The following is a 22630-nucleotide window of genomic DNA, read 5'->3' as shown; positions in this document are numbered from 1 at the left end:
TGTTGCTACGATAGCACTGTCGTACCAGCCACGATGGGGAGCGTGCAGTGCAGTTGTACCCGAACAACGGCGATATCGACCCGATCACCAATCAGATCGATGCCGTGCAACGCGCCCTGATGACCGACCGGTCCACCGCATCGCGCTACGGGGTTGCGGTCGACGTGCTCGCGGACGGAACGCTCCAAGCAGTTCGAATCGACGAGAGCGTCACACCTTTCGGAGCCGCACTGGGCAACCTGATCACCGAACTCGTGCACGAGGCCCTGGACCAGGCTCGCGGGAACGTGCGTGAGCGTCTCGCCGAACTCAGCGCAGACCCGCGCATGGCAGCCGCGGTCGAGACCCTCGAACTGGCAGCGGAACGCCCGTACCCGGTCCCATCCGAGCCTACGGCGAGGCACGAACCGTCCGACGACGAGCTCACCGAAGAAGAATTGATAGAGCAGAACCAGCGGCGCAACCAGTCGTACTGGTAGAAGCTCGAGCTACTTCTGAACGCCTGCAGCGCGGGATGATTCAGAGCAGCAGAGTTCGCGCAGACGTGTGCAGACGAGATCGGTGACGTGACTGCAAAGGTGCACTGGGCTGGCGGCGCGGGCCGTGTCGGCGCTGAACGCCTGCACTTCCTCCACTGATCGCGCAGACGACCGAACTTGCACTGACACATTCGATTTCGGCTCTCCCCGAGCTGAGCCGACATGCCATGTCCGTCGAACAGTAAGCAGGACAACGCCTCAGCGCAGACGACCTGCTCGCCGCGAGACCGGTAGGCCGTCAGCGGTCGAACTCGCCGCCGGTCGTCGCGGCTGTGAATGCGGGCCATTCAGCTGGAGTGAACACCAGTGCGGGGCCGGACCGGTTCTTCGAATCGCGAACACCGACGTGGCTGTTCGGGAGCAAGGCGAGTTCGACGCAGTCTGAGCTGCCGCCGCTGTGGCTGCTCTTGAACTACGTCATATCCGAGAGATTCGCCATGGGGTTCCCTCCGAGATCAGTGGTCGAACTCTCCGCGAGTTGTCGCGGCGGTGAACGCGGACCATTCGGTTGGGGTGAATAGGAGTGCGGGGCCGGATGGGTCCTTCGAATCGCGAACGCCGACAAACTCGTTGGGAAGAAAGGCAACCTCAACGCAGTTTTCGGCTCCACCGCTGCGGCTGCTCTTGAACCACTGGGCACCGGCCAAATCGCTGTTCACGCATACTCCTTCGCCATCTGCCTAAGTAGAGCCCGGCTGGCAACAGCATCCATCGCGCTTCGCCGAAGGCTCTCGTACGTCTGATGGTATCGCTGAACCATAGCTGATTTCGCGAGATACAAGCCCCCTGTGAAATTTTCCGTGTACACCACCGGCGGCTCGATCACCTGCCCATGTTTGCCCGTACCGAACTCCAAGATGACGAACGGACCAACCGCGACTCCAACGGGAAATCCTGCGTTGAACGGGAGGATCTGCAAGTTCACGTTGGACCGGGTACTCATGTCGGCGAGATGCCTCATCTGGGGCGACATGATGTGCTGCCCGCCAACCATTCCCCGCAGAACCGACTCTCTAAGGATCACATCGAGCGATGCTGGAAGGTACTTGCGGGTGATTCTGGTTTGCCTTCGCATGCGCAACCTCACCCTGCGCGCATGCTCTTCGGCGTCGTCGTCGGGGTAGACCGATCGGATGAGTACGCTAGCGTACGCCGAAGTCTGCAACAGCCCTGGCACGAGTTCGGGTTCATAGGTCGTCAGGCGCTGTGCCGATGACTCCAGCCCAACATAGAAGTCGAAGTTTGTCGGCATCAGATCGCCGTACTCGTACCACCAGCTCAGCTCGTTTCCCTGTGCCGCAAGCCCTTTCATTGCTGCGGCGTGATCGGCATCGAACTCGTAGATCTTGCACAGCGCATCGAGGTCCACATCGCGCATTTGGGCCACGCCGCCCTTCTCCATGCGCTGGAGGGTGCTGGCACTGCGCTGGATCAGCTTGGCCGCCTCATGGAGCGTGAGCCCGCGCCCCTCCCTGCCATCGCGCAGATACTTGCCCAACTGTCGCCGCGCGAGGGTAGATCCGTCTTCCGACATGCCTGCCTCCCATCAGGATTCACTGTTCGCATCAGGAGATCACGCTGCGATCCCGTCCGGCGGTCACAATGCGGATTTCCATGCAATCAGGGCATAACCCCAGGACAGATTGCATTCAGCGGCATATTCGCTGGGGACATCAGCATCTGCCCTTTCCCGATCCATGGGTCCCTTACGGCCCGCCATGAACCGCTGTGGCGATACACGGCTCCGCAATCGTGCCTGCCATGTTCACGGTGGTGCTCGGCGACGTGCCGCCCGGACGACAACCGGCCGTGGCCGCGGATGTCCAACGCCTGGTCGACAATCTCGAGCCCTGGACCGAACTCGAAGAAACGGGCGTCGAACCGGATCCACCGCCTACTGCGCCGGTTCCGGAACGGTGGAAATCCTTCGCGGCCTGCCGCTGATGTGTAGCGGCTGAGATATGACAACCCTGCGGACAGGCAGGGGTACCCGGAACCGGCGTGCCCGCACCGGAACCTCCCAACGATATGTGCGTGCGTCTATCGGCGGCGGTTCATGCGGCGAGCCCCGAGCAGGAGTGCCAGTACGAGTATGACGCCGCCTACCAGCAGTAGCGTGCGGGAACCCGAATGCTTGTCGGCCTCTTCGGCGGGCTGCGCCTCGTAGCCGGTGTCCTGCGGAGGTGGGGAGGCAAGTCCCACAGTAGCTTTCGCAGGCGTGGTCTTGGCTTCGGGGAGCTTTCCGACGGTGGCGTTCTTGGGGAGGGCGAAGCCGTAGTCGAGCAGGTGGGCGGCCTGCTCCCAGGGGCGCAGCGGGAGCACATCGGCTTTCAGCAGCGTCACCACCAACCTGCGGCCGTCGCGTTGGGCGGCGGCGACGAAGGTTTGCCTGGCGTCGTCGGTGAAGCCGGTCTTGCCGCCGATCGCGCCCTCGTAGTCGTAGAGCAGGTGGTTGTCGTTGGCGATGGGGAAGCCCGGACGGTCTTTGTCGTCAGGGTCTTTCGGGTCCTTGGGGAAGCCGGGGAAGTCGACCTGTTCGGTGTGGATGAGTTCGGCGAACAGCGGAATGGTCATCGCCTCGCGGAACAGCACCGACAGGTCGTAGGCCGAGGTGCTCATACCGGGACCATCGAGTCCGGACGGGCTGGCGGTGCGAGTGTCCAAGGCGTACAACGACTTCGCCAGTTCGTTCATCTTCTGCACGGCACCGGCGTCGCCACCGAGTTGGGTGGCGATGGCGTGCGCGGCGTCATTGCCGGAGGCCATGATCAGCGCCTGCATGAGCTGGCGGTTGGTGTAGTGGCCGCCGGGGCCGATGCCGACCCGGGTGCCGTCGGCGTTCGCGTCTTCCTGCGTCCCGATGACGGTCTTGTTCAGATCGAGGGTGCGCAGTGCGACCGTCGCGAGCAGCACCTTGATCGTGCTGGCCGGCCGGTAGCGCCCGTGCGGATCCTTGGCGGCGAGCACCTCACCGGTATCGAGATCCGACACCTGCCAGGCCGTCGCCGAAATTTCCGGCGGCACCGCCGGTGCGCCGCGGGGGATGACGACGCCGCATTCGCCCAGGCGTGAGCCCCCGACCGGCGGAATCGGCACGGCCAGCGGTGTCGGCGTCGGTTGGCCCGGTTCGGGCACCTCGGATTCGTCGATCGGATTGGGCGGCTTCGTCTTCTGCGGGCAGCTGTCGGTATTCGGGGTGGTGAACGGCGTTGTCGTGGTGGCCGACGGCGTCGCCTGTGACGGCGTCGCCGCGGCACCCCAGGTCAATGCGGCAACGGCCAGCACGGTCCCGAGGCAGAGCGCGGTGTGGCGGCGGATATCCCGGATTCGCATCGGCGCAGCGCCCACGGAACCGCGATTCGGCCTTGCGAAGAGGCGGAGGTCCCGGATCGTCATCGGCTCAGAGCCTACTGGGTGTGGTGGGCCGATGCCGGGCTGGCGCGGCCTTTCCCGGCGCGTTCCGGCTATTGACAGACACTAGTAAATGAGAGCTACTATCAAAAAGTTGTTACTATCATTTTCAGGAGGGCCTATGACGACAAACTCGACTCGCCGCTGGCTGGCGCTGGGGGCGCTGGCCGTGGCCATGCTGACCATCGGCCTGGATATGACCGTGCTGACGGTCGCGCTGCCCACCCTCGCGGTCGATCTGAACGCGAATTCCGGCGCGCTGCAGTGGTTCAGCACCGCCTACACGCTGGCGCTCGCGGCCGTGATGGTGCCTGCTGGCGCACTCGGCGACCGCTATGGGCGCAAGAAGCTGCTGCTCGGCGCGCTGGTGCTGTTCGGAGCGGCATCGCTGGCCTGCGCCTTTGCCGCCAGCGCCGGTCAGCTCATCGCGGCACGGGTGGTGCTCGGCGTCGCGGCAGCGATCATGATGCCGCTATCGATGGCGGTGCTGCCGGTGCTGTTCCCGGATTCGGGCGAGCGCGCCAAGGCAATGAATATCTGGATCACCTCGACCGCACTCGGGCTGCCGCTCGGGCCGATTCTCGGCGGCTGGCTGATCGATAACTTCTGGTGGGGTTCGGTATTCCTGATCAATGTCCCGATGGTGGTGATCGGCGCGGCGGCCGTCGCGGCGCTGGTTCCGGAATCACGCAACCCGCAGCAACGGCCGCTGGATCTGCCGGGCACCGCACTCTCGATTCTCGGAATGCTCGGTGTCACTTACGGATTCATCCGGCTCGGCGATGAGGGCTGGGGCAATGGCCTCGGCTGGGCCGCACTGCTCGGCGGCGCGGCGATAGTCGCGGTGTTCATCGCCTGGCAGCGGCGCGCCACTTCCCCGCTGGTCGATCTGGACCTCTTCCGCAGCCCGGGCTTCCGCTGGGGCGCGGTGTTCACGGTGATCATCACCTTCGGCATGTTCGGCCTGTTCTTCACCGTGCCGCAGTACTACCAGGCGGTCCTGGGCGTCGACGCGCTCGGCAGCGGGTTGCGGCTGCTGCCGATGATCGGTGGGTTGCTGATCGGTTCGCGGCTGGGGGACCCGCTACGGCCGAAACTGGGACCGGCGCTCATGGTGGCCGCGGGCCTGGCCGTGCTGGCGCTCGGCCTCGGCTTGGGTGCGCTGACCGAGCCGGGAACGTCGTACTGGTTCATCGCCGTCTGGATCGCTTTGACCGGGGCGGGCATGGGCTTGGCGCTGCCGGTCGGCATGGCGGTCGCGATGGACGATCTCGAGGTGGCCCGCGCGGGCGTCGGGTCGGCATTGCTGCAGGCGATGCGGCAGGCCGCGGGCACCATCGCGGTGGCGCTGCTCGGCACCGTGCTGGCTACCGTGTACCGCGACGAGCTCGGCGCGTTGAATGTCGACCCGGTCGGCGACAGCGTGAATGCCGGTGTGGCGGTGGCGAAGTCTACCGGCAACGCCGCCATGCTGGAGCAGGTGCAGTCGGCCTTTGGCAGCGGGATGAGCGCGATGCTGTGGGTATGCGCGGCCTTCTGCGCCGTGGCGGTACCGCTGGCGCTGCGGGTGCTGCCCCGGCGGGCCGCGGCCGCATCGGAAAGCGTGGAGGCGATACCGGCGGCACTGGTCGGGGGCGATGGGCCAGAATCGACACATGTCGGTTGAGCTGCCCGGAAACGGGACGGCCGCGCAGGGCCTGCGCGAGCGGAAGAAGGAACGGACCCGCCGGACGATTCGCGTAGAAGCGTTCCGGCTGTTCCGTGAGCAGGGATACACCGAGACCACCATCGAGCAGATCGCCGCGGCGGCCGAGGTATCACCGAGCACCTTCTTCCGCTATTTCCCGACCAAGGAACAGCTGGTACTCGCCGATGATCTCGATCCGCTGATGATCGACGCGATACGGGCGCAGCCGCGCGATACCGCACCGCTGACCGCCTTCCGCGACGCGGTGGCGGAGGTCTTCTCGAAACTGTCACCGGCCGAGCTGGCATTCGAGCAGGAGCGTCAGGCTCTGGTGTACCACGTGCCGGAGCTGCGCGCGGCCATCGGATTGGAAATGCAACGCGGTGTCGACCTGATGGCGAGCTTGCTCGCCGAGCATGTGGGTCGGGATCCGGACGATTTCGAGGTGCGGGTGACAGCTGGTGCCATCGCGGGCATAGCGCTGGGACTTTCGCCGCTCGCCCCGCTCAACGCCGAGAACCTCAGTCGGGCAATGGACTTTCTGGAGGCGGGGTTACCGCTCGGCAAGCAATAGCCTGCCGAGCGATGCGAAAGCTTCAGGAGGACTTGGTAACCGGGCACCCGTGCGCCAGCGGGCCGAGCAGCTTGTTGTTGTCGTAGAAGTGCTCGAGTTCCAGGATGCGCAGGTCGTCGCTGACCCTGGCGATGGTCACGCCGAACATCTCGATCAACTCGCCGGTCGGCTGGTGGCCCTTGTACTCGCCGTCGTAGCGACCCCAGTGCCGCCAGCGGAAGGTGACCGCGGGCGGTCCGGCCAGCACCTCGAGCACCTCCCAGAAGAAGCCGTTCGGGAATGCGGTGTGGAAGGTCTTGTGTGAGGACTCGAAGGTCTCCTTCTCGACCTCGTAGTACGGGTTGTCGCCGATCAGGATGTTGTAGCTGCCGATCCTGGCGAACTCCTCGGCGTCCTGCCACGGTCCGCCGTTGACCCGGCCGCGGTAGTGCTCGGCCACCAGCGAGACCCAGGTCGCCGGATCCTTCTTGTGCGAGACCTCCATCTCGAAGACCCGCACCAGATCCTCGACAATGGCCTCGAGCGAGCCGGCCTCGTGTTTTGTGGTGCGCTCGCGCGGCACGGTTTCGTTGGTCAGGTGGTAATCGGGTGCGCTACCCCGCCAATCCTCGGCGGGCGTAGCGGCAACCACCGCGTCCCGGCCCTGCAGCCATAGTGGCGTCTCGGGTGTGGAATCCGTTGTATCGACTGTCATTTCGGCTCTCGCCCCTTCGAAGGAGATCGGACGCGAGGCAGGCTAACAGTCGTTCGGTCCGTTGTCGCGGCGTGTCTCGGGGCGTGAGATTCTTTCGAACTCTAGTGTCTACCAGCAACATTCGAGTTTTAAACGATGATGTGTCACATTACCTTATCGCGCAGCGCGCGATGCGGCGAGTCATCGTCCATGGTGGCGAAGAAGCCGCCGATCACATCCTCGATCTCCGAAATCGACTGTGCGCAATACAGAATCGGCTGATAGTGGGTGATGTCGTAGACCGCGCTGCCCATTGCCGCGACATCGAGCGGCCGCAGCTCGGCGTGCCGGAACTCCTCGATCTCACCGTAGGAGGAAAGCAATCCCGCGCCGTAGCAACGGATTTCACCATTCTCCCGAACGACACCGAATTCCATCGAGAACCAGAAGACATCGGCGAGGAACTTCAGCGCCGTCTCGGTGGTCAATCGGGCTACCGCCGCGCCGACCGTTTCGTAGATGGCGGCGAAGCGCGGGCTGGCGATCTGATTGGCGTGCCCGATGATCTCGTGGATGGCATCGGGTTCCGGGGTGTACAGCGGAGCGGAGTGGTGCCGAATGTACTGGGTGGAGTGGAAGATCCGGTCGGCGAAGGAGCCGAAGAACTCGCGCAGCGGCACCAGGCCCGCGGCCGGCACATAGCGGAATCCGGTCAGCGGATACAGTGCCGCGGAGACCTCGTCCAGCTGCGGAATGCGATCGGTCGGCAGCGCGAGCCGGGCCGCGGCCGCGAGCACCTCGGCGGAGGCGTACTTCTGGTGTTTGCGCGCGAGTTCGGCCGACACGATGCGCCACACCTGCTGTTCCTCATCGGTGTAGTCGATCTGCGGCATCGGCTTATCCGGTGCGTAATCCAGTGCCAGCGCGGCGATCGCATTGCGGCGCGTCCGGTAATCCGGATCGTGTACGCCGGGGTGCTCGTCGCTCAGGTGCACCACGACATCGCCGTCGCCGGACCGGGTCACCGGCGAGTACAGCTGAGCTTCGGTGAACATATCTCGATGCAAGCACCGCCGAGCCGATGCGACAACAAAAGCCCGCCCAGGTGGTCAAACTGCATAGCTGGGCGGGCTTTTTCACATGAATACCGGCAGCGTACCGGGACTTGCGGCGGCGAGCTGATCAGCGGTGGCCGCGCGATGAGTGCACCACCGCATGGTGCGACGGTGGCGGCGGCCAGCGCAGTGGTGACCGCCGCGGCCAGCGGCAGACCGGCCTTCGGCACGCCGCGCGTGGCCAGCGCGCCGAACAGAATGGCAGCACCATGGTCGCGGTGGTGTTCCGCCCGAGCGCGGTGCCGATCACCACGGGCGAATGGCGCAGTCCGTGCGGCAGTGCAGGGCGGCCTGCGCGGCTCACGCAAATCCGGGCTTCGACGTTGTATCCGATTTGCCGCACATGAGCGGGCGCCATAAAGCAATATGGCGAATGTACGAAGGAGGGCGCATGAAATCCGTGCGGATCGATCTCGACCAGAAACTGCTCGCCGCCGCTGCCGCCATCATGGGCACGTCGACGAGCAGCGCCACCATCAACGAGGCGCTGCGCCGAATCGTTGTGCACGAGCGGCAACTTCACCATCTGGAGCGTTTGGCCTCCGGTGTGCTGTGTGCCCTGCCCGGCCCGGAGGTGATCACCGCAGACAGCTAACGGTTGGTTCACTGAGCCGGGCAGCGCAGCCCATCCCGCGGCGGGGTCAGCTCGATCAGGTACTTCAGCACCGGTTCGTCGACACATTTGACGCCGTCGAGGAACGAACCGTGTTGGACGCCTTCATAAGTGACCAGGACCGCGCCCAACGCCCGGGCGAGATTCGTCGCGCCCGCATAGGGCGTAACCGGATCACCGGTGGAGGAGACGACCACCACCTTCGGTAGCCCGATCACCGTGGGAACGTGCGGGCGGCTGGTCGGGGGCACGGGCCAGAATGCGCAGGCGTCGAGGGGAACCCACTCGCTCGGGTGGCCGCTGTCGAAGGCGGGTGCGGCGGCGCGGACGCGGCGGTCGAGTTGCAATGCGCTGTCCCGATCGGTGATCCGCTCATCGTCGAGGCAGCGCACCGCGGTCTTGTAGCCGGTATCGATCGCCTCGGGCGCGAGATAGCCGTCGGCCAGGGCGAGCAGGATGTCGCCGTTGTCCTTGGTCAGTTCGGTCAGCCCGCGGGTCAGCACGGGCCAGGCCTTCGAGGTGTACATCGTCGAGATCACCGCGGTCGAGGCGTCGGAGTAGTCGAGGCCGCGGCCGTCGCTGGTACTGGCGGGCCGGTCGGTCAACGGGCGCAGCAATGCGGCCATGCGCTCGGATGCCTTGGCCGGATCGGTGCCGATCGGGCAGCCCGGGGCCTTGACGCAGTCCGCGGCGTAGGCGTCGAACGCATGCTGCAGGCCCGTGTAGACGATGACCGGATCGGCGATATTGGTGGCGGGATCGGCCGCGCCGTCGAGGACCATGGCCCGGACCCGGTCCGGGAACAGCTCGGCATAGGTCGAGCCGAGCCGCGTGCCATAGGAGACGCCGAAGTAGGTCAGCTTCTCTTCGCCGAGCACCCCTCGGATGATGTCGAGATCGGCGGCGGATTCACGGGTTCCGACATGTGACAGCAGTTCCAATCCGGTGCGCTGTACGCAATTGGCCGCCAGATTCATGCTGTCGTGTTCGGCACGCGACATCCAGAAGGGCAGGTATTCGGAGCTGCGACCGGCACGTTCGGCCGCCACTTCCTCGGGGGTGTCGCAGATCAGCTTCGGCATCGACGCACCGAGTCCGCGCAGGTCGATGCCGATCACGTCGAAGCGTTCGGCCAGCGGTGTCTGCGCGAGTTCGGCGGGCAGCGTCAGGCCGATACCGCCCGGTCCGCCCGGATTGGTGAGGATCGATGCCACCTTCGCCCCGCGTGCCCGCAGTCGTGAGATCGCGACGCGCGCCGTTCTGCCGTCGGGCGCGGCGTAATCGATGGGTACCGAGACCCGAGCGCATTCGAGTCCGGCCGAGGTGAGATGCGCACCGCCGTCGAAGCTTTCGCACGAGCCCCACACCAGCGTTTGGCGGTAGTACTTGCCCAGACCCGGAGTGTGCTCGAGCTGCGGGGTCTGCAACGTCTCGGGCTGCGCGCCGCAGGCGGCCGCGAGTACGAGTACCGCAGCGAGCCAAGCCGGTTGTCCTATTCGTCGCGCACTTCGATTGCGCCAGTTCAGCATTCGATCCCCATCGTCGGAACTGCTCGCCTCAGTCTGCCCGACCCGGTGCCGGTGCGCAGGCCGTGCTCGCGGTCGCATCCGGACCACGGCCGACCTGTCGGTGGCGGCTGGCATGATGCGGGCATCGCACCGCATTCGAGGGGGATTGATGTCGGTACCCATCGCCAAGCTGCCATTCGGTCAACGGCCACGGGAGCGGCTGCTCACCCTCGGCCCGCACGCGCTCAGCGACAGCGAGTTGCTCGCCGTACTGCTGCGCCAAGGGCGGCGCGGGGAGAGCGTGCTGGATATGGCGGCCGAACTGCTCGCCGAGCACGGCGGGATCGCCGGTTTGGCGGCCGCGCGGCCCGAGGAGCTATCGCGGCGGGCGGGCGTCGGGGTGGCCAAGGCCGCGGCGATCATCGCCGCCTTCCATCTCGGCAGCAGAGCGCGCGACCGCCCGGACACCGCACCGCGCCTGGACGGGGCCGCCGATATTGTCCGGGTGGCACTGCCGCTGTTCACCGGCGCCCGCGTGGAACGGCTCCTGGTACTGGTGTGCGATGCGCAGAATCGATTGCGGCACAAGGTATTCGTCGCCGAGGGGGCGATCGATCGGGTCGCCGTCCCCGTCCGCGAAATCCTGAACACCGTACTGCGCCACGATGGCCGTTCCTTCGCCGTCGTACACAACCACCCCTCCGGCGACCCGACCCCCAGCTTCGACGACCGCCGCGCGACCACCCTCCTGATCGAATCCGCCCGCACCGTCGGCCTGCGCTTCCTGGACCATGTGGTGATCGCGGGCGCGGGATGGGCCAGCGCCACCGCGCTGACCAGATCCAGCGAATGACGCGGTCGCGGAAACGACGAAGGCCGCCTTCATCTTTCGATGAAGACGGCCTTCGGTGTGGCCTTGGTCAGCGGGCGAAAAGCAGGGCGCGCTTGACTTCCTGGATGGCCTTGGTGACCTCGATGCCGCGAGGGCAGGCTTCGGTGCAGTTGAAGGTGGTGCGGCAGCGCCAGACGCCTTCGACATCGTTGAGGATATCGAGGCGTTCGCGGGCGCCTTCGTCACGGCTGTCGAAGATGAAGCGGTGTGCGTTCACGATCGCGGCCGGGCCGAAGTAGCTGCCGTCGCTCCAGTACACGGGGCAGGAGGTGGTGCAGCAGGCACACAGGATGCACTTGGTGGTGTCGTCGAAGCGGGCGCGGTCGGCCTGGCTCTGGATGCGCTCACGGGTCGGCTCGTTACCCGTGGTGATCAGATAGGGCTTCACGGCGCGGAACGCGTCGAAGAACGGCTCCATGTTCACCACGAGGTCCTTCTCCACGGGCAGGCCGCGGATCGGCTCGACGGTGATGGTCAGGCTCTTGCCGCCCTTGGGCAGCATGTCCTTCATCAGCACCTTGCAGGCCAGCCGGTTGACGCCGTTGATCCGCATGGCGTCCGAACCACAGACACCGTGTGCGCAGGAGCGGCGGAAGGTGAGCGTGCCGTCCAGGTAGGACTTGATGTAGATGAGCACGTTCAGGAACCGGTCGGTCGACAGCACGGGCACCTGGAAGGTTTCCCAGTGCGCGCCCTTATCGTCCTCCGGGTTGAACCGGGCGATCTTCACGTCGACCATGACCGAGCCCTCGGGGACCGGTGCGGACTTCTGCGGGGGTGTTTCGAGTACGGCAGTCATCAGTACTTACGCTCCATCGGCTCGTAGCGGGTCTGCACCACCGGCTTGAAGTCGAGGCGGATATCGGAGATGAGCTCCGACCCCTCCTTGTAGGCCATCGTGTGCCGCATGAAGTTCACGTCGTCGCGGTCCGGGTAGTCCTCGCGGGCGTGACCGCCGCGCGATTCCTTGCGGTTGAGCGCGCCGACCACGGTGACCTCGGCCAGTTCCAGCAGGAAGCCGAGCTCGACGGCCTCGAGCAGGTCGCTGTTGTAGCGCTTGCCCTTGTCCTGCACCGTGATTCGGGTGTAGCGCTCCTTGAGCGCGTGGATATCGGTGAGCGCCTGCTTGAGGGTGTCCTCGGTGCGGAACACGGCGGCGTTCATATCCATCGTGTACTGCAGCTCGGTGCGGATATCGGCGACGCGCTCGTTGCCGTGATCCGACAGCAGCATGGCCAGCCAGTCCTGCACCATCTGCGCCGGGTTCTCCGGCATGTCGACGAACTCGGTGCGCAGGGCATGTTCGGCGGCGGCGATACCGGAGCGGCGGCCGAAGACGTTGATGTCCAGCAGCGAGTTGGTGCCGAGACGGTTGGAGCCGTGCACCGACACACACGCACACTCACCGGCGGCGTACAGGCCGGGCACCACATCGGTGTTGTTGCGCAGCACCTCGCCGCGGATCCGGGTCGGAATGCCACCCATCACGTAGTGACAGGTCGGCATGACCGGCACCAGTTCCTTCACCGGGTCCACGCCCAGGTAGGTGCGCGCGAATTCGGTGATGTCGGGCAGCTTCTCCTCGAGCACGTCCTCGCCGAGGTGGGTCACGTCGATGTAGACGTAGTCCTTGTTCGGTCCGGCGCCGCGGCCCTCGAGCACCTCGAGCACCATCGAGCGGGCGACGATGTCACGCGGCGCGAGGTCCTTGATGGTGGGGGCGTAGCGCTCCATGAAACGCTCACCGCTGGCGTTGCGCAGGATGCCGCCCTCGCCGCGGACCGCCTCCGAGATCAGAATGCCGAGACCGGCAAGACCTGTCGGGTGGAACTGGTGGAACTCCATATCCTCCAGCGGCAGACCCTTGCGGAACACGATCGCCATGCCGTCGCCGGTCAGCGTGTGCGCGTTCGAGGTGGTCTTGTACATCCGGCCGGAACCGCCGGTGGCGAAGATGATCGACTTCGCGTGGAAGACGTGCAGTTCGCCGGTGGCCAGCTCGTAGGCGACCACACCGGTCGCAACCGGACCACGATCGGTCTCGGACATGATCAGGTCGAGCACATAGAACTCGTTGAAGAACTCCACGTCGTGCTTGACGCAGTTCTGGTAGAGCGTCTGCAGGATCATGTGGCCGGTGCGGTCGGCGGCATAGCACGCGCGGCGAACCGGGGCCTTGCCGTGATCGCGGGTGTGGCCGCCGAAGCGCCGCTGGTCGATCTTGCCCTCGGGCGTGCGGTTGAACGGCAGACCCATCTTCTCCAGGTCCATCACCGCATCGATGGCCTCCTTGGCCATGATCTCCGCGGCATCCTGGTCGACCAGGTAGTCACCACCTTTGACGGTGTCGAAGGTGTGCCATTCCCAGTTGTCCTCTTCGACATTGGCCAACGCGGCGCACATGCCGCCCTGCGCAGCACCGGTGTGGCTACGGGTCGGGTAGAGCTTCGTCAGAACGGCGGTGCGGGCCCGGGGACCGGCCTCGATCGCCGCGCGCATACCGGCGCCACCGGCACCGACGATGACGACGTCGTAGCGGTGCTCCTGAATCCGGGATTCACTCATCGAGTTCGCCTGTTCCTAACTGATGTTGGGGTCGAAGGTGAAGATGACGTAGGTGCCGACGCCCACGATCAGGACCATCGAGATGGCCAGCAGAGTGTTCAGCCAGAACCGGGTCGAGTCCTTGCGCGAGTAGTCCGCGATCACAGTGCGCAGGCCATTGCCGCCGTGCAGCTGAGCCAGCCAGAGCATGGTCAGATCCCAGAACTGCCAGAACGGGCTGGACCAGCGGCCCGCCACGAAGGCGAAGTTCAGGCGCTTCACGCCGCCGTCGAGCAGCAGCATGATCGTCATGTGGCCCAGGACCAGCACGATCAGCAGCAGGCCGGAGAAGCGCATGAACAGCCACGCGTACTTCTCGAAGTTGTTGTTGGAGCGGGCACGCGGCGAGCGGGGCAGATCCAGGCTCGCGGGCCGGTCGTAACTCTTACCGAGAACAGGTGCGCTCATGCCCGCGCCTCGCTGACACTCGGCTCCGGCATGACCGCACTGGCGGCTGTGTTCATGATTCGCTCGCTCATGATCAGTGCTCCGTGAACAGGTAGAAGAACTGGCGACCGACGGCCGGAACCACCAGCAGGAACCAGATGGCGAGAACCACCCAGAGCATCGTCTTCTGGTACTTGGGGCCCTTGCCCCAGAAGTCGACCAGGATCACGCGTACGCCGTTGAGCGCGTGGAACAGCACACAGACGACAAGGCCCATCTCCATCAGCGCGACGATGGGGTTCTTGTAGGTCTCGATGGCGTGGTTGTAGGTATCGGGGCTGACCCGAACCAGCGCGGTGTCCAAGACGTGCACGAAGAGGAAGAAGAAGATGGTGACACCGGTGATCCGGTGCAGCGCCCACGACCACATTCCGGGGTCGCCTCGGTACAGCGTCTTCCGCTTCGGCTGTGCCGGAGCTTCTATCGTGGTCATAGAGTGCGGTGCCTCCAACGTCGTTGATGGACCCGGTTGCAAGTCCGAGGCAGGCGACGTGGATGTAAATGCCCAGGTGGCTGCGCTTTGCTGCTCCAAATAGCTCGCGCGGGGCCCGCCGCCGGGAACCTGAACCGATCTGTTCTGGACTCTAATCCCCTCCGAATCGCGGAACTAATTCGGCGTGCCGTGCGTTGCGCTACAGTCGGGCGAGTTAGGTTTACCTTTCTTGATGCGTGAAGGGTTCCGTCGTGGCCCTTGCGCGGGCAAGTGAAGCTCGGCTCACGAGGGGCTACCGATGTCGGAAATTGACTGGAAAATCTTGCGCGACAAGGCAATTCAAGTTATGCGCAATGCCTATGCGCCATACTCGCGGTTTCCGGTCGGCGCCGCGGCGCTCAGTTCGGACGGTCGAATTGTGAGCGGCTGCAATGTGGAAAATGTCTCATATGGATTAGGCCTGTGCGCTGAATGCGTACTCATCGGTAACTTATTCTCAGGCGGTGGTGGGCGGTTGCTCGCACTCTCCGTCACCGATTCTCGGGGCGAAATCCTGATGCCATGCGGCCGTTGTCGTCAGCTGCTCTACGAACACGGCGGACCCGATCTCCTGGTGGACCACAAGGCCGGACCCGTTCCGCTGCGCAGCCTGCTGCCCGATGCCTTCGGGCCCGACGATCTGGATGCCGGGCAGCAGTAGGGCGGCCGCCCTCAGCAGTCTGCTTCGAGAACGGCGTCGATCTCGGACTCGGTCGTGACCGTGATCTGCGAGATTTCGTCGGCAGGGACGCCGAGGCGCTCGATGATGCGCAGAGGCTATCGGAGGGCACCGACAAGTACCAGGGTTCAGGCATATCCCGTGCCAGACTGGCCGATGTGACGGCAGTGGACGCGGTTTCGATCATTACGGCCAAGCGGGACGGCGGGGAGCTGTCGGATGCGCAGATCGATTGGGTGGTGGATGGGTTCACCAAGGGGGCGGTTGCCGACGAGCAGATGGCGGCGTTGGCGATGGCGATCGTATGGCGGGGGATGACGCGGCGGGAGACCACGCGCTGGACGAACGCCATGATCGCGTCGGGGCGGCGGATGGACTTCACCGATCTGCCGCGGCCGACCGTGGACAAGCATTCGACCGGCGGGGTGGGCGACAAGATCACACTGCCGCTCGCGCCATTGGTCGCGGCATGCGGTGCGGCGGTGCCGCAGCTGTCGGGGCGCGGGCTCGGACATACCGGCGGAACGCTCGACAAGCTCGAGGCGATCCCGGGGTGGCGGGCCGATGTGCCGGTGGCACGGATGCGGGAGATATTGGCCGATCCCGGCATCGGTGCGGTGGTGTGCGCGGCGGGCGCGGATCTAGCTCCGGCGGACAAGCGGCTGTACGCGCTGCGTGACGTGACGGGGACAGTGGAATCCATCCCGCTCATCGCCAGCTCGATCATGAGCAAGAAGATCGCCGAGGGCACCGCCGCGCTGGTACTGGATGTCAAGGTCGGCTCGGGAGCCTTCCTGAAAACCTTGGACGGCGCACGCGAATTGGCAACGGCGATGGTGGAACTCGGCACCGACGCCGGGGTCCGGACGGTGGCGCTGCTGACCGCGATGGACACTCCGCTCGGCCGCACCGCGGGCAATGCGCTCGAGGTCGCGGAGTCGGTGGAGGTGCTTGCGGGCGGCGGCCCCGCCGATGTCGTCGAACTGACGCTCACTCTCGCGCGCGAGATGGTCGCCCAGGCCGGATTCGATATCGATCCGGCCGATGTCCTCGCCGATGGCCGCGCGATGGACCACTGGCGCGCGATGGTCGAGGCGCAGGGCGGTGACCCGGACGCACCGCTGCCGCGCGCGAAGCACACCGAGATCGTGCGGGCCGACGAAGATGGGGTGCTCACCCGCCTCGACGCGATGGGCGTCGGCATTGCCGCGTGGCGGCTCGGCGCGGGTCGCGCCCGGCAGGGTGATCCCGTCCAATTCGGCGCTGGCATCGAAATGCACGCCAAGCCAGGCGATTCCGTGAAATCGGGCGACCCCCTCCTCACCCTGCACACCGACACCCCTGCCGCCTTCCCCGGTGCCCTCGCTGCCCTTGTCGACGCAATCACCATCGGAACCCCACCCCCACCAGCCCCACTGGTCTTGGACCGCATCGCCCCCTGACCCAGCAATCTCCCGCACGGCATCGAATTCGCCTGTTGAACACGGCTTCGTCCACTGCGCGCGGTCTCGCTGCCGCGCGTGGATCGCTCGCTGTACGTGGTTTGCTGCTGCGCATGGTGCATCGATCGACTGGCAATCCGATGCGCGGTGCAACTAACTCAGCCGAGGTATACGCGAGTTGATTGCGGCCCACTGTGTTGTCGGCGGGGTTTGCGGGGCGGGTAGGAAACCGACCGCTACGTTGACTCTTGGCTCATGCGGGGTGGCTTCCGCTACGGCATGGTGCGGCGATCTGCCACTCGAGCAGGCATATTGAGGGCGATGTCTCGGGTGCGGGCGGCGGAGAGTGCAATCACAGCCGCATGGAGCGGTCGGTGCGGCTAACGTGTGGTCATGACAGGACCGATGCCTTTGACCCTTGCCTCGATCCGCCAAGCTCCCAAGGCGCTGCTGCACGATCATCTCGACGGTGGTCTGCGGCCCGCGACGGTTTTGGAGCTCGCCGCCGATTGCGGTTACGACGACCTACCCGCCACCGATGAGGCCGCGCTGGCGACGTGGTTCCGCGATGCGGCCGACAGCGGCTCGCTCGAGCTCTATCTGGAGACGTTCGCGCACACCGTCGCGGTGATGCAGACCCCGGAGGGCCTGCGTCGCGTCGCTCGGGAGTGCGCGGAAGACCTCGCCGCCGATGGCGTGGTCTATGCCGAGGTGCGCTTCGCACCTGAACAGCATCTGGAGCGCGGCCTCACCCTGGACGAGGTGGTCGAGCACACCCTCGCCGGATTCCGGGAGGGTGCGGCAGCCGCGGCTGCGGCGGGGCGCCCGATTGTGGTGATCTGCCTGCTCACCGCCATGCGCCATGCGGCACGTTCGCGCGAGATCGCCGAACTCGCGGTGCGCTGGCGCGACCGAGGCGTCGGCGGATTCGATATCGCGGGCGCGGAGGCGGGCTTCCCACCCAGCCGCCACTTGGACGCCTTCGAATACATGCGAGCCAATAGCGCACATTTCACCATTCACGCAGGTGAGGCGTTCGGATTGCCGTCCATCCACGAGGCGCTGGCGTTCTGTGGCTGCGACCGGCTCGGGCACGGCGTGCGGATCACCGACGATATCCATGTGCCGGGCGCGATCGAGGACGCCGAACTCGGTCTGGTGGCGAACTATGTGCGGGATATGCGAATTCCGCTGGAATTGTGTCCGTCCTCGAATGTGCAGACCGGTGCGGTCCCGTCGCTGGACAAGCATCCCTTCGATCTGCTGGCGCGGCTGCGCTTCCGCGTCACGGTCAATACCGACAACCGCCTGATGAGCGATACCAGCATGAGCGCCGAGATGCTCAAGCTGGTGGAAACCTTCGGCTACGGCTGGAGCGATCTCGAACGCTTCACCATCAACGCAATGAAATCCGCATTCATCCCCTTCCCCGACCGCCTGCGCATCATCGACGACATCATCAAGCCCGGCTACGCGGTACTACTCGGATAACGTTCCACAGCAACGGATTTCGTGTATCAGGCACGAAATCCGTTGCCCACCGGTCTCGTGCACGTGAGTAGGTAGTCGGCTGAGTATCGGGCCGAACCGAGCTGGTGCGCACCTTGCGGTCTGCCCTTTTCCGGTGCGCTGAACGCGCCAGATGGCGAGACCGTTACCGTGGTCAAGTGTGACGATGGTGCTGATTCCGAGTCGATTCAATGGTCCGCCCGACTCTGGGAACGGCGGGTATGTGGGCGGTCTGCTGGCCGAGCGGGCGGGAAACGCGGCTGATGACGGTGCGGTGACCGTGATTCTGCGTAGTCCGCCGCCGCTGGAGACGCCGTTGTGGATTCGCGACGGCAAGTTGCTCGATGGCGAGACGGTGGTCGCCGAGATGCGTTCGGGCGAATTCGAGCGCGACGCACCGCAACGCGTCGGGTATGCCGATGCCGCCGCGGCGTCGGGCTCCTATCAAAGTAACGACATGTTCGCGTCCTGCTTCGTCTGTGGCAGTGGCCGTGCCGACGGCCTGCGTATCGAAGCGGGTGTGGTCGGCGAAGACCGCGTCGCCGCGCCGTGGACCCCCGACGACTCACTGCCGGTGGGCCCCGCGGTGCTGTGGGCCGCGATGGACTGTCCCGGTGGCTGGTCCCTCCCCGAAATGTTCGACCGTCCCGCCCTCCTTGGCTCCATGACCGCCGCCGTTCACGACCTCCCCGAGATCGGTGAACCCTGCGTGGTGGTCGGGCAGAGCCACGGCGAGCAAGGCCGCAAGTCGTTCGCGTCCACCGCCGTCTACGGCTCCGACAACCGCCTACTGGGCCGAGCAGAACAGATCTGGATCCGCTTGTCCTAGTCGCCGACGCCGCTCGACCACCAGTGCCGCGTCCCAATAGCTCCTGCCCTACCGCCCTCGGGATCCAGGGGGCGGTCGAAGGTAGTCGAATGGTGGTCGCCCAGGCCGTATCGACTGCCGTATGACTACGCTCGGCGAGCAGTCGGAGGGGGTGGCGCAGCAAGTTGTCTGGACGGGGCACTAGACATGTTCCTGCTCGGCTACCAGGACCACCGGGTCGACGTGAGAACGGGGCTCGGGTTCGGTTGAGTCGCGGGCCGGGGGCTGATCGTGACTGGGTGGTGGTCAAATCCTTCCGTCACGTTGCGGGAGCCCGGCCGGCGACCAGCACTACGCCATTCATCCGGCCATGCATGTGATGTTTGAGACGGAGTGGGTTCAGCTGTTGCAAAATGCCGCCGATCCGCAATCGCGGGTCGGCGGCATGCGCTCGGCCTGGGCGGACCTACTTCTGCGGTGTGAGTCGGGACTCGAAGTTCCGCTCCAGTTCGCGCCAGCTCTGGGCTTCGGCGGCGAAGGGCGGGTTCGGGGCCATGCGGGTCGGGTCCGGGTTGAGCAGGTAGGAGACGTACCAGCCGAGCGGGGTCGACTGGGCGAGTGCCTGCTCCACCGTGTCGTCGTCGGCGTAATCGGCGGCGTCGGTGAACAATTCGACCGCAAGATCGAGCTGTTCGATATCGACCGCCTCGGGGCCTTCGGCCAGGTCATCGGCGAGTCCGGGCAGCACGTAAACGTTCTCGTCGGTGACCTCGACCGCGAGCGATCCGTCGACCGCGGCGGTCTGCACGTCGGTGTAGGTGCTCACACGCGACAGCTCGTGCTCGTGGTCATCGGCCAGATAGCGGGCCAGTGCGCGTTCGGAGCCGAAGACCGTGATGGCACCGTCCTTGCCGAGGAAGATCGGCTCGTCGTCGAGGTAGCAGCGCAGCGTGAAGTAGGTGCCGTCGGAGGTGACGATCTTGACCGGGTCGATGCCGACCTCGTGCCAGAACGAATCGTCTTCCTCTTCGTCTTCCTCGTCCTCGTCGTCCGCATCGAGGTCGACGGATTCGAACTCCTCGTCCTCCTCGCTATCGGCCGCGTCGTCGGCGTCCACGACGTTCTCCTCCGCGGCGAGCAGTTCGGCCTCCGCGACCGCAACCGCCTCGGCGTCGACCTCGGGGGTCTGCACCACGGAGTCGATGGCATCGAGGACGTCGTCCCAGCCCTTGGCGATGGCCGCGCCGATCTGATCCCACAGCTCCTCGCCGTCGCGCCCGACGAACGCGCTGACGCCACTGGCCAGTGCGCCGACCACCGGATGCGACCCGAAGAACTTGGTGACCGTCTCCAGCTCGCACACCTCGCCGATATTGCGCACCATGCTGAGCGTGTCGTCGAGCTCGGCGATGGTGTCCACATCGGGATCGCTCGCCACCAGCTCCGGCACACCGACCAGGTCGAAGGTGAAGTTCTCCTCCGGCTCCAGTTCCACCGCCGAGAGCCCGGCCACGACCTTCCATGCGGGATGGTCGACGAGATCGTTATCGGAGTTGGTCCGAATGAACGCGGCCAGCTCCGCAACGGTCTCGAAACCGTAGAGGGAGTCCTCATGTCCGAGGAACGCCTCCCACTCGTCGTCACCGTCGCGCCAGCGCGGTGCCCACAGGGTGACGAGATCGCCGTCGGTCAGGCCGAGCTCGATCGGGACGATGTCTCCAGAAGCCATGTGCGGAAGCCTATCGACCTTCCGAGTCAGTGACTATCCGGCCCGCCCCCAACGCTTCCTGGGGCCCCCTCCGGCGCCACCGCGAACGACTCGTTCAGTGTCGCAACGACCTTCGAACGCTGTGCGCCCGCGTCCTCGGTGGCCTGGCGACACGCCCATACGATCAGCTGGCCGACCTCGGCGGGCGGCAGTGCGGTGACCGACTCCGACAGGCTCAGCGCGACCAGTGCGCCGTCACTGTTCACCTCGACGCTGACCGTGCCGTCCTCGGTGCGGAACCGACCGTGCACCTGCTTCAGGCCGTACAGCGCGGCCTCGAGCGCCTCCAGTTTTGCCGTCGCGTTGGCGACCAACGCGTCCATCTCCGCACTCATGCCCGCGCCTCGCTCGACTCCAGCTCGTCTGCCGTTGTGCTCATCGTTGGCTCGCTCATACCGGCCTCATCCAGCTCGTCGGTCCCGTGTCCGCGTCATCGATCCGGTCCAGCTCGTCCACCGCGGCCTGGCGGGTGGGCAGTCCGAGCTTGTCCAGGATGTCGGCGGGCATGCCCGCCTCGGCGAGCAGTTCGCGTCGGCGGGCCCGCGCGGCGACGGTGGAGCGCTTGGTGAGCCGCAGGATCTCATCGGCGAGAGTCTTTGCGCCGTAACGGTATTCGCTGCGCTCGAACTTGATCTCGATCGGCATGCCCTGATCGGTGGCACGGACCGAGATGGTGCCCGATCGGTTGCTGCTCGACGCCACCGTCACATTGGGTATCGGCGGGGTCTGGGGCTGGGACATTATTCGTTCGCTCCGCTCACTTATGAGGTCGGCCGGTAGAAGCCGTAGAAGTTCATACCGATGTTGTCCGTTCGAACCGAGCTGATCTGGACCGGATTACCGGCCTCGACGAACTGCCCGTTGCCGATCACCATGGCGACGTGGCCATCCCAGACAGCCAGATCTCCTGGCATCAGATCACCGGGTGACACCTGCATATGGCCGTTGCCCTGCTCCTGGGCCAGCCGGGGCAGGTCGACGCCCGCTTCGCCGTAGGCGTATTTGGTGAGGCCGCTGCAGTCGAGTCCGGAGCCGGGTGAATTGCCACCCCACACATACGGCGTGCCGACGGCGCCGATGGCCGCCTTGACCGCCGTCGCCGCCTTCTCGTTCGGGGCCTCCACGACACTGCCGTCGGGCAGCGTGATCTTCACACCGTTGCCGGAGGTCGACGACTGGCCGTTCCCGGTCGTCGTGCCGGTATTCGGTTTGGTGGTCGACGCTGTGCTCGCGGTCGTTGTGCTCGCCTTGCTGGCAGCGCTCATCAGGCTGCTCAGCACGCTGCCCGCACCGCTCGCGACAGTGCCCACCGTCGACGACAACTGCGACGCACCCTGGGTGGCGGCGCTGACTGTACTGGCGACATTGGACAGCGAGGGCGTCGACGGCGCGGGTGTCAGCTCGTTCATCGACGCGGTCTGGGTATCCAGTTCATTGCGCACGCGGCCGACCACATTCAGCCCCTGACCGATGTGGTCGATCGCGGAGCTGACGAGCACCGTCAGCCCCTCCGGCGTGGCCAGCGCCGGGCCCAGAGCGGTGGCCTGGTTGACGAACGACTGGACGATCCCGTTCAGATCCTTCTGGCCCGATTCGACCTGGGCGGCAGCCTGATTCACGACGGTAGCCATATCGTTGCCGCGGTCGGAAATGGTGGCGGCGGAGGTCTGCACCCGCAGCGCTTTCGCGGTCACGGCATCGGCGGCCTCGCCATCCCATGCGTCGTTCACCTGGTTGATGCTGTTGCGGCCGAGCGCGTGCACCTGGTCGATGGCGGTGGAGGTGGAGGTCAGTGCGTCGGCGGGCCCGCCGGTGGGCAGGACGCCGGTGCCGAAGCTGGAGAGCAGGTCGAGCAGTGGCTGGACCAGGGCGCTGACATCGATCACCGT

At 65.7% G+C, this 22630-nt stretch carries 24 protein-coding genes and 1 pseudogene; 10 read left to right on the top strand and 15 right to left on the bottom strand.

What is annotated here, in order from left to right; genetic code table 11:
* Positions 1-47: 47 nt before the first annotated feature.
* Entirely contained in the window at positions 48-479 is a 432-nt protein-coding gene (locus ABZ293_RS32850; protein WP_355187050.1) for a YbaB/EbfC family nucleoid-associated protein, read from the top strand.
* A gap of 298 nt (positions 480-777) precedes the next feature.
* Here the strand turns inward: ABZ293_RS32850 and ABZ293_RS32845 are convergent.
* The 3 genes and pseudogenes from ABZ293_RS32845 to ABZ293_RS32835 form a co-directional block, all read right to left on the bottom strand.
* Positions 778-939, bottom strand: a pseudogene (locus tag ABZ293_RS32845) (DUF397 domain-containing protein); the annotation flags it as partial.
* 55 nt (positions 940-994) lie between these two features.
* Positions 995-1198, bottom strand: coding sequence for a DUF397 domain-containing protein (locus ABZ293_RS32840; RefSeq protein ID WP_355187048.1), 204 nt, complete (start codon positions 1196-1198; stop codon positions 995-997).
* Positions 1195-2073, bottom strand: coding sequence for a helix-turn-helix transcriptional regulator (locus ABZ293_RS32835; RefSeq protein WP_355187046.1), 879 nt, complete (start codon positions 2071-2073; stop codon positions 1195-1197). The genes ABZ293_RS32840 and ABZ293_RS32835 overlap by 4 nt, the downstream gene beginning before the upstream one ends.
* Positions 2074-2300: 227 nt before the next feature.
* On the opposite strand from ABZ293_RS32835, the gene ABZ293_RS32830 reads away from it, so the two are divergent.
* Entirely contained in the window at positions 2301-2483 is a 183-nt protein-coding gene (locus ABZ293_RS32830) for a hypothetical protein (protein WP_355187044.1), read from the top strand.
* Positions 2484-2579: 96 nt separating this feature from the next.
* On the opposite strand, the gene ABZ293_RS32825 is transcribed toward ABZ293_RS32830, so the two are convergent.
* A complete protein-coding gene (locus tag ABZ293_RS32825; protein WP_355187042.1) occupies positions 2580-3872 on the bottom strand; it encodes a serine hydrolase in 1293 nt (430 codons plus the stop codon).
* A gap of 199 nt (positions 3873-4071) precedes the next feature.
* Between ABZ293_RS32825 and ABZ293_RS32820 the strand changes: the two genes are divergently transcribed.
* Positions 4072-5616, top strand: a complete 1545-nt coding sequence (locus tag ABZ293_RS32820; protein WP_355187040.1) for an MFS transporter — start codon at positions 4072-4074, stop codon at positions 5614-5616.
* Positions 5606-6211, top strand: a complete 606-nt coding sequence (locus ABZ293_RS32815) for a TetR family transcriptional regulator (RefSeq protein ID WP_355187038.1) — start codon at positions 5606-5608, stop codon at positions 6209-6211. Before ABZ293_RS32820 ends, ABZ293_RS32815 begins: the two co-directional genes overlap by 11 nt.
* 22 nt (positions 6212-6233) lie before the next feature.
* On the opposite strand, the gene ABZ293_RS32810 is transcribed toward ABZ293_RS32815, so the two are convergent.
* Both ABZ293_RS32810 and ABZ293_RS32805 read right to left on the bottom strand, forming a co-directional pair.
* On the bottom strand, positions 6234-6905 hold the full coding sequence (locus ABZ293_RS32810; protein WP_355187036.1) for an ester cyclase: 672 nt from the start codon (positions 6903-6905) through the stop codon (positions 6234-6236).
* A gap of 143 nt (positions 6906-7048) precedes the next feature.
* Positions 7049-7939, bottom strand: a complete 891-nt coding sequence (locus ABZ293_RS32805; RefSeq protein WP_355187034.1) for a phenylalanine 4-monooxygenase — start codon at positions 7937-7939, stop codon at positions 7049-7051.
* Between the two features lie 451 nt (positions 7940-8390).
* Here ABZ293_RS32805 and ABZ293_RS32800 point away from each other — a divergent pair, with 451 nt between their 5' ends.
* Positions 8391-8594, top strand: coding sequence for a type II toxin-antitoxin system VapB family antitoxin (locus ABZ293_RS32800; protein ID WP_354960944.1), 204 nt, complete (start codon positions 8391-8393; stop codon positions 8592-8594).
* A gap of 8 nt (positions 8595-8602) precedes the next feature.
* On the opposite strand, the gene ABZ293_RS32795 is transcribed toward ABZ293_RS32800, so the two are convergent.
* Positions 8603-10141, bottom strand: a complete 1539-nt coding sequence (locus tag ABZ293_RS32795) for an alpha/beta hydrolase (protein WP_355187032.1) — start codon at positions 10139-10141, stop codon at positions 8603-8605.
* A 148-nt stretch (positions 10142-10289) separates the two neighbouring features.
* On the opposite strand from ABZ293_RS32795, the gene radC reads away from it, so the two are divergent.
* Positions 10290-10973 (top strand): DNA repair protein RadC, encoded by a 684-nt coding sequence (radC, locus tag ABZ293_RS32790; RefSeq protein ID WP_355187030.1) that lies wholly within the window; start codon positions 10290-10292, stop codon positions 10971-10973.
* A 67-nt stretch (positions 10974-11040) separates the two neighbouring features.
* Here radC and ABZ293_RS32785 read toward each other — a convergent pair whose 3' ends face one another.
* The 4 genes from ABZ293_RS32785 to sdhC all read right to left on the bottom strand — a co-directional run bounded on the left by ABZ293_RS32785 (position 11041) and on the right by sdhC (position 14496).
* Positions 11041-11811, bottom strand: coding sequence for a succinate dehydrogenase iron-sulfur subunit (locus tag ABZ293_RS32785; protein ID WP_354960948.1), 771 nt, complete (start codon positions 11809-11811; stop codon positions 11041-11043).
* Positions 11811-13577, bottom strand: coding sequence for a succinate dehydrogenase flavoprotein subunit (sdhA, locus tag ABZ293_RS32780; RefSeq protein WP_355187029.1), 1767 nt, complete (start codon positions 13575-13577; stop codon positions 11811-11813). The genes ABZ293_RS32785 and sdhA overlap by 1 nt, the downstream gene beginning before the upstream one ends.
* A gap of 15 nt (positions 13578-13592) precedes the next feature.
* Positions 13593-14024 carry a succinate dehydrogenase hydrophobic membrane anchor subunit gene (locus tag ABZ293_RS32775; protein ID WP_354960950.1) on the bottom strand — a complete coding sequence of 144 codons (432 nt, stop codon included), beginning with the start codon at positions 14022-14024 and terminating at the stop codon, positions 13593-13595.
* Positions 14025-14097: 73 nt separating this feature from the next.
* Positions 14098-14496 (bottom strand): succinate dehydrogenase, cytochrome b556 subunit, encoded by a 399-nt coding sequence (gene sdhC, locus ABZ293_RS32770; RefSeq protein WP_355187027.1) that lies wholly within the window; start codon positions 14494-14496, stop codon positions 14098-14100.
* Between the two features lie 298 nt (positions 14497-14794).
* Here sdhC and ABZ293_RS32765 point away from each other — a divergent pair, with 298 nt between their 5' ends.
* The 4 genes from ABZ293_RS32765 to ABZ293_RS32750 all read left to right on the top strand — a co-directional run bounded on the left by ABZ293_RS32765 (position 14795) and on the right by ABZ293_RS32750 (position 18994).
* Positions 14795-15196 carry a cytidine deaminase gene (locus ABZ293_RS32765; RefSeq protein WP_355187026.1) on the top strand — a complete coding sequence of 134 codons (402 nt, stop codon included), beginning with the start codon at positions 14795-14797 and terminating at the stop codon, positions 15194-15196.
* 176 nt (positions 15197-15372) lie between these two features.
* The gene (locus tag ABZ293_RS32760; RefSeq protein WP_355187025.1) at positions 15373-16656 is read left to right on the top strand and encodes a thymidine phosphorylase; all 1284 of its coding nucleotides are present in this window, start codon (positions 15373-15375) and stop codon (positions 16654-16656) included.
* A 393-nt stretch (positions 16657-17049) separates the two neighbouring features.
* The gene (locus tag ABZ293_RS32755) at positions 17050-18147 is read left to right on the top strand and encodes an adenosine deaminase (RefSeq protein ID WP_354961979.1); all 1098 of its coding nucleotides are present in this window, start codon (positions 17050-17052) and stop codon (positions 18145-18147) included.
* 184 nt (positions 18148-18331) lie between these two features.
* The gene (locus ABZ293_RS32750) at positions 18332-18994 is read left to right on the top strand and encodes a hypothetical protein (protein ID WP_355187116.1); all 663 of its coding nucleotides are present in this window, start codon (positions 18332-18334) and stop codon (positions 18992-18994) included.
* 445 nt (positions 18995-19439) lie between these two features.
* Here ABZ293_RS32750 and ABZ293_RS32745 read toward each other — a convergent pair whose 3' ends face one another.
* From ABZ293_RS32745 to ABZ293_RS32730, 4 genes are read right to left on the bottom strand one after another with little or no spacing between them, the layout of a single operon-like run.
* Positions 19440-20702, bottom strand: coding sequence for a primosomal protein (locus ABZ293_RS32745; RefSeq protein ID WP_355187023.1), 1263 nt, complete (start codon positions 20700-20702; stop codon positions 19440-19442).
* Between the two features lie 26 nt (positions 20703-20728).
* Complete coding sequence (locus tag ABZ293_RS32740) at positions 20729-21076, bottom strand: YbaB/EbfC family nucleoid-associated protein (RefSeq protein ID WP_355187021.1); 348 nt, start codon at positions 21074-21076, stop codon at positions 20729-20731.
* A gap of 55 nt (positions 21077-21131) precedes the next feature.
* Entirely contained in the window at positions 21132-21482 is a 351-nt protein-coding gene (locus ABZ293_RS32735) for a hypothetical protein (RefSeq protein ID WP_355187019.1), read from the bottom strand.
* A gap of 20 nt (positions 21483-21502) precedes the next feature.
* Positions 21503-22627 carry an NlpC/P60 family protein gene (locus ABZ293_RS32730; protein ID WP_355187017.1) on the bottom strand — a complete coding sequence of 375 codons (1125 nt, stop codon included), beginning with the start codon at positions 22625-22627 and terminating at the stop codon, positions 21503-21505.
* Positions 22628-22630 lie beyond the last annotated feature (3 nt).

This window comes from Nocardia sp. NPDC005998 (assembly GCF_040614395.1).
Lineage (GTDB): Bacteria > Actinomycetota > Actinomycetes > Mycobacteriales > Mycobacteriaceae > Nocardia.
This window is presented reverse-complemented; position numbering and strand designations above follow the sequence as displayed.